We start from the raw sequence: 5,718 nt of genomic DNA, 5'->3' as shown, positions 1-5,718 counted from the left end.
GGGTTGTTTCTTCGGCTCCCCCTGGGAGCATGTGCGCCGCGCTGCGGGGGCACCCCGCCACGTCCCCTCCGGCCCGTGCGGCGGCGCGCCCGCGGTGGGGGAGTGAGACCATCGGTGGCAGGACTCGCCGGCGAAGTGCTCCTGGTCACCGAGCGGACCGGCCCGCTTCTGTCCGTCGGCATCTCGGGCGCCAACCTGCCCGCGAGCAGAGCAGAGGGATACACGGTGGACCTGATCAACCTCTCGGATGGTGACAACGGCTTCCGGGTGCGCGTGCTGGGGCGTCGGTCGCCGGGAGTGCCGCATCTTCACGACCAGCTCGACGCAGAGGCCCTGATCACGAGCAGCTTCGTCAGTGGTCGCCTGGCCATGTCTCTGTTCCCTCCCGACCTGGAGGACTGGTCCCGGGCTCTGGATCTCCTTGATGCGGGGCAGGACATCTGCTGGAGAGACAACGACCACAGCCCTGTGATCAGAATCCAGCCGTGCAACGAAGAGCATGACACCCCCGCCGTCCCCGTCGAGGACCCGAGCAGTTCGTGCGTCTCCGTGTCCTTCCCATGAACCTTGAAGAAGGTTGGATCGACGAGCAGCGGAGGCTGCTCGGGCGAGTGCTGAAGGAGTGGCCGAGCGAGGTCCTTGAGACCTCGCCGGGTGCCTATGAATGGCGGCGCTGAACCGTTGATAGACGTCGCCAGCTGATGAGTGCGCATCCCAGGGTGAGGAACGCTTCGTGGATGTCGTCGCGGACCTCCCAGCGGATAAGCTGCGCGACCTCCCGGACTCCGTCAGGCGTCCGAGAGACGCCCGGCGCTCCGGCGTGCGCTTGCACGTTCGTGTGAAGTCGGGCGTATGCCAAGCGGATTGCGGAAGAAACCTGGTGAAGAGTCCCGTGGCTGTCTTTCCGGCGTACCCGCCAGGGCGCGCCCGGACATCGAAGAGGAGGTTGTCATGACGCTCGAAGAATTGGTTCCGCGGGATGCCGGCCGGATGGATGTGCAGGGTATGACGGCGGGGATCGAGTTCGACGACGCCCTCGTGCACGGACAGGCCGACAGCTACTCCACGTGCAACATCATCACCATCGTCTGTTGCGCGAACACCGTGTGCACCGGGGGCACCTACGCTGTGTGATCCACCTCGGCCTTCCGTGTCATCGGCACAGGCGAAACCGGGCTGGGAATTCGTACGCAATTCGTGCCCGCTTCCTGATCGGCGGAGGCTCGTTGACTATTCCTTCCCGCTCTCCCGCCCCAGGCGATGACGCCGTCTCGGCACTAGTGCGGCGCGAGGCCGCTTCGGCAGGCCGTGTCGTGCGCCCCGCGCGGCACTGGCTGTATGTCGAACGCCCCGAGGCGGTCAGGCCGGCGCACGGATGGAAACTGCATCTTTCCGCCAGACCCGGCACACTGGCGGAGACTTTGCGACGGGCACTTCCCGTGCTGCTGGCGGGACCCTGCGATTTCAAGACCGTTCCCGACGCCGCTGCCCTCGCCGAGAGGAATTCCGCCGCGAACCCGAATCCGGGAGCCGTGGGAAAGGCCGTCACCGTCTATCCGGACCAGTTTCCTCATGCGGTCACCGGGCTGGCCGAGGAACTGGCGCGGGTGCTGGAGGGTATGGCGGCGCCCGTCGTGCGCAGTGACCGGTGCGTGCGTCCCGGCTCTCCCGTGTACTACCGGTACGGGCCGTTCGCCGCGCGCTACCGCATCGGGGAAGACGGTGAGCCCGAGCTGGTGATGCGCGGGCCCGACGGTGCCGAATTCCCGGGCCTGGCGGGGCCCAACTATGCGTGTCCGCCGTGGGCCCTCGACCCCTTCGCGCCCCTTCTCGACGGCGCGGGCGCAACGGATGACGGCACAGCAGCAGGCAAGGACCTTCTGCTGGGAGGCCGTTACCGGCTGTTGCGCGGGGTGCAGCGCACTGCCCGCGGTAACGTCTACCGAGCCATCGACACCGCGGACGCACGCGCGGTGATCGTCAAAGAAGGCTACGCGTGGGTCGGAGAGCGGCCGGACGGTTTCGATGTCCGCGCCCTTCTGCGCAACGAACGCCGCATCCTCTCGGTGCTCGCGGACATCGACGGAGTGCCACGGTTCGTGGACCACTTCCGCCATGGTGACGACGAATACGTGGTCCTCACCGACGTCGGTGAGGATTCCCTGCGGGACGATGTGACCGCCCATGGGGTGTATCTCGACGCGTGCGACATTCGCCCCGCGCCGGTGCCCCGCGCCGACGGCCGCTCACTGATGCGACTGGCCACCGAACTGCTGGCCCTGCTCGACCGTGTCCACGCCTGCGACGTGATCGCCCGCGACCTGACCCCGAACAACGTGATCGTCACCCACGGCGGAAACCTCCGACTGATCGACTTCGGCATCGCCGCCCACGACGGACTGCAGTTTCCCGGGCACAGCCCCGGATACGCCCCGCCCGACCAGCACGAGAACCCGCCGGCGCGGATCGAGGACGACTACTACGCACTGGGCGCGACCCTCTTCCACGCCGCCACCGGCCTGGAACCCGCCGTCACCGCGGACGGACGGCGCCCGTGCACCGCACGCACGGTGCAGATGCTGGCCGCCGCTCACCCTGCCGTGGCCGACGGAACCGCCCGCGGCGCTCTCGCCGTGATTCCCCCACTGCTGAGCGACGACCCGGCCCGCCGCGCGGAAGCCGCCGCCACCCTGCGCGGCAGCCGTCATGGCGCCTTGCCCAAGCCACGTGCCGCACCAGCGTCACCGGCCAGGCCGACGCCGTACACCGACAGCGAACTCGACCAGCGCATCGCTCGGCTCCTTCACCGGCTGCACACGTACGCCGACCAGGCCCTGGACCAGGAAACCCCCCTGCCCACCAGCGCCTTCACGGGAATCGCGGGAGTGGCGACGGAACTGCTCCAGCACCCTGACGCCGCCTCCCGGCGCGCCGCGCACCGTCTGGCCCGGCACGCTGCCCGCGCCGACCTGCCCATCGACCAGCCGCCACCAGGGCTCGTGTTCGGCGCCACCGGCACCGCCGTCCTGCTCGCGAACCTCGCGGCCCGCACAGACCAACAACTTCAGGACATATCACCCCTGATGGAGGCGGTCACCCGTCTCGCCCCACCCGACCCGGGCCGTCTCCCGCCCGGCACGGAGCTACGCGACGACTACACCCACGGCCTGGCCGGCATCGGCACCGGCCATCTCATGCTGGCCGCTCTGACCAAGGACAGCCGCCACGTGGACGTCGCTGACCACTGCGCTCACCGCCTCATCCACGGCCAGTGCGAACGCACCGCGGACACCGCGGACCCCGACAGCCCCGGTACCGGAGCCAGTCTCCACCACGGGCACGCGCACGGAACCGCGGGCTTCCTCACCTTCCTCCTCGCCCACCGCACTCTGCGCGGCCCGAACCCGCGAACCGAGGACGCACTGGAACACTGGTGCTCCCAGCTCATCCACCAGGTCCGCCGGTCGATCGCCGACACCGCCCGCCCGACACCGCGCCCACTGGCCGTCTCCTGGTGCCAGGGCCTCGCGGGCATGGGCACCGCCCTGCTCCACGCCGCACGCGTACTGAACCGCCCCGACTGCACCCGACTGGCGGCACGAGCCGGCGAAGCCGCCCTCCGGCTGGCCCCACGCACGGTCGCCACACACCAGTGCTGCGGACTGGCCGGACTCGGAGACTTCCTCCTCGACCTGGCCCACGCCACCGGCGACACCCAGTGGAACCACGAGGCCCGCCGTCTTACGGCAATCCTCCGGGCCCGAACACCCCACCAGGACGCCGGCCCCCACCGCCACTTCCCGCGTGGCACCGCACACCGCGACGCTTCATGGGGCTACGGCGACGCCGGCATCCTCGGCTTTCTCCGCCGCCTCCGCCACCACGGCCCCCGCCTGTGGCTCCCGTAGGCCACCGTCGAGGCGAGGGCGATCACCTTATGCCCCAAAGACAAAGGCAAGGAGCCCCGCTCCTTGCCACTCTCAACCTATAGCGCACCAGGGGGCTTGCGGCAAGACCCCCGTCGTGCCCCAGCATGGTCCGCCGATACCGGAAGCAGCGGAAATTGGGGGGTGTGCGACATGCGTGTGGTGTTGTCGACGTGTGGGTCGCGCGGGGACGTCGAACCGGTGGCGGCGCTCGCGCTGCGGTTGCGGGAACTCGGTGCGCAGGTGCGCGTGTGCGCGCCACCGGACGAGGAGTTCGTGGCGCTGCTGGAACGTGTCGGCGTGCCGCTGGTGCCGCTCGGCCCGAGCGTGCGCTCGGTGGTCGCGGGCCCGAAGCCACCGACGGCGGACGACGCGTTCCGGCTCGCTCCGGAGCTGGTCGCCGCGCGGTTCGAGACGCTCGCCGCGGAGGCGGAGGGAGCCGACGCGCTGCTGGCCACCGGCCTGATGCCGGCCGGCGCCCGGGACGTGGCCGAGAAACTCGGCATCCCCTACGTGTACGCGTGTTTCCACATCTTCGGGCTGCCCTCCCGGCACTTCCGCCCGGGGGCGCGGCCGGGCACGCAGTCACCGCCGGACGAGACCGACCACCGGGTGCTGTGGCGGCAGGACGCCCAGCGGGTGAACGCGCTGTACGGCGAGGCGCTCAACAGGCACCGGGCGGCGATCGACCTGCCGCCGGTGGACAACGTCCGCGACCACGTCTTCACCGACCGGCCCTGGCTGGCGGCCGATGCGACGCTGTGCCCGTCGGAGGGCATGACGGACCTCGACCTCGTGCAGACCGGGGCGTGGCTGCTGCCCGACGACCGGCCGCTCCCGGACGCTCTGGAGGCGTTCCTGGACGCGGGCGCGCCACCGGTGTACGTGGGCTTCGGCAGCATGGCCGCGTACGCCCCGCAGGACATCGCCCGGGTGGCCGTCGAGGCGAGCCGGGCGCGGGGCCGCCGCGTACTCCTCGCCCGGGGCTGGGCCGACCTGGCCCCGATCGACGACGGCGACGACTGCTTCGTCGTCGGCGAGGTCAACCAGCAGGCGCTGTTCCGCCGGGTGGCCGCCGTCGTGCACCACGGCGGCGCGGGCACCACGACGGCGGCGGCCCGGGCCGGGGCGCCGCAGGTGGTGGTCCCCCGGATCGCGGACCAGCCGTACTGGGCGGATCGCGTGGCCCAGTTGGGCATCGGCTCGGCTCACCACGGCCGGACGCCGACCGTGGACTCCCTCTCCGCCGCGCTCGCCACGGCGCTGGCGCCCGAGACCGGCGTACGAGCGCGGGCCGTGGCCGGCGCGATCCGCACCGACGGGGCGGCGGTGGCCGCGCGACTGCTCCTGGACGCGGCCGGCCGGGAAAGGCCGTCAGGGGCCGCCGGTGCGGATGGCCGCCGGCTGGACGCCGTGGGATGAGGGCAGCCGCCCGGAGGACCGGGTCACGGGCCTCGGCTCTCCGCGCCGGCCCATGGGCCCGCCCGGCGGCCCTCGCTCTCACGCCGTGGCGCGCACCATGCGGTCGGCAGCCGCACGGAGGTGTCGGAGCACCTCGGGGTCCGCGCTGAGGGTGTAGTCCGCGTCGAGGGCGGCGAGGGTCTGGGCGATGCCGGGGAGGTAGTCGCCGGAACAGTCGACCGTGCAGGTGTCGGCGTCGATGGGCCGGACGCGGCCGGCCAGGGCCCAGGTGCGGCGGCGGACGGCCTCGGCCGGGGCCTGGACGATGGCGACGGCGCGGTGGCGGGTGGGCGGTGTCGGCGATCGACCGGCGGACCTGGTGGATGAGCTG

4 protein-coding genes and 1 pseudogene are annotated in these 5,718 nt (G+C 71.5%); 4 read left to right on the top strand and 1 reads right to left on the bottom strand.

The window, feature by feature from the left end:
* Positions 1-114 precede the first annotated feature (114 nt).
* The 4 genes from ACSNOD_RS27540 to ACSNOD_RS27525 all read left to right on the top strand — a co-directional run bounded on the left by ACSNOD_RS27540 (position 115) and on the right by ACSNOD_RS27525 (position 5,348).
* Entirely contained in the window at positions 115-564 is a 450-nt protein-coding gene (locus ACSNOD_RS27540; protein ID WP_436769780.1) for a DUF5959 family protein, read from the top strand.
* A 387-nt stretch (positions 565-951) separates the two neighbouring features.
* Positions 952-1,134, top strand: coding sequence for a hypothetical protein (locus tag ACSNOD_RS27535; RefSeq protein ID WP_436769779.1), 183 nt, complete (start codon positions 952-954; stop codon positions 1,132-1,134).
* Positions 1,131-3,908, top strand: a complete 2,778-nt coding sequence (gene lanL / locus ACSNOD_RS27530; protein WP_436769778.1) for a class IV lanthionine synthetase LanL — start codon at positions 1,131-1,133, stop codon at positions 3,906-3,908. Before ACSNOD_RS27535 ends, lanL begins: the two co-directional genes overlap by 4 nt.
* A gap of 171 nt (positions 3,909-4,079) precedes the next feature.
* Positions 4,080-5,348, top strand: a complete 1,269-nt coding sequence (locus ACSNOD_RS27525) for a glycosyltransferase (RefSeq protein WP_436769777.1) — start codon at positions 4,080-4,082, stop codon at positions 5,346-5,348.
* A gap of 78 nt (positions 5,349-5,426) precedes the next feature.
* On the opposite strand, the pseudogene ACSNOD_RS27520 reads toward ACSNOD_RS27525, so the two are convergent.
* Positions 5,427-5,718, bottom strand: a pseudogene (locus tag ACSNOD_RS27520) (DNA-binding transcriptional regulator); the annotation flags it as partial.

The sequence above is a fragment of the Streptomyces sp. URMC 123 genome (assembly GCF_051386515.1).
Classification (GTDB): Bacteria; Actinomycetota; Actinomycetes; order Streptomycetales; family Streptomycetaceae; genus Streptomyces.
The sequence above is the reverse complement of the archived record's forward strand: the minus strand, read 5'-3'. Positions and strand labels throughout refer to the sequence as shown.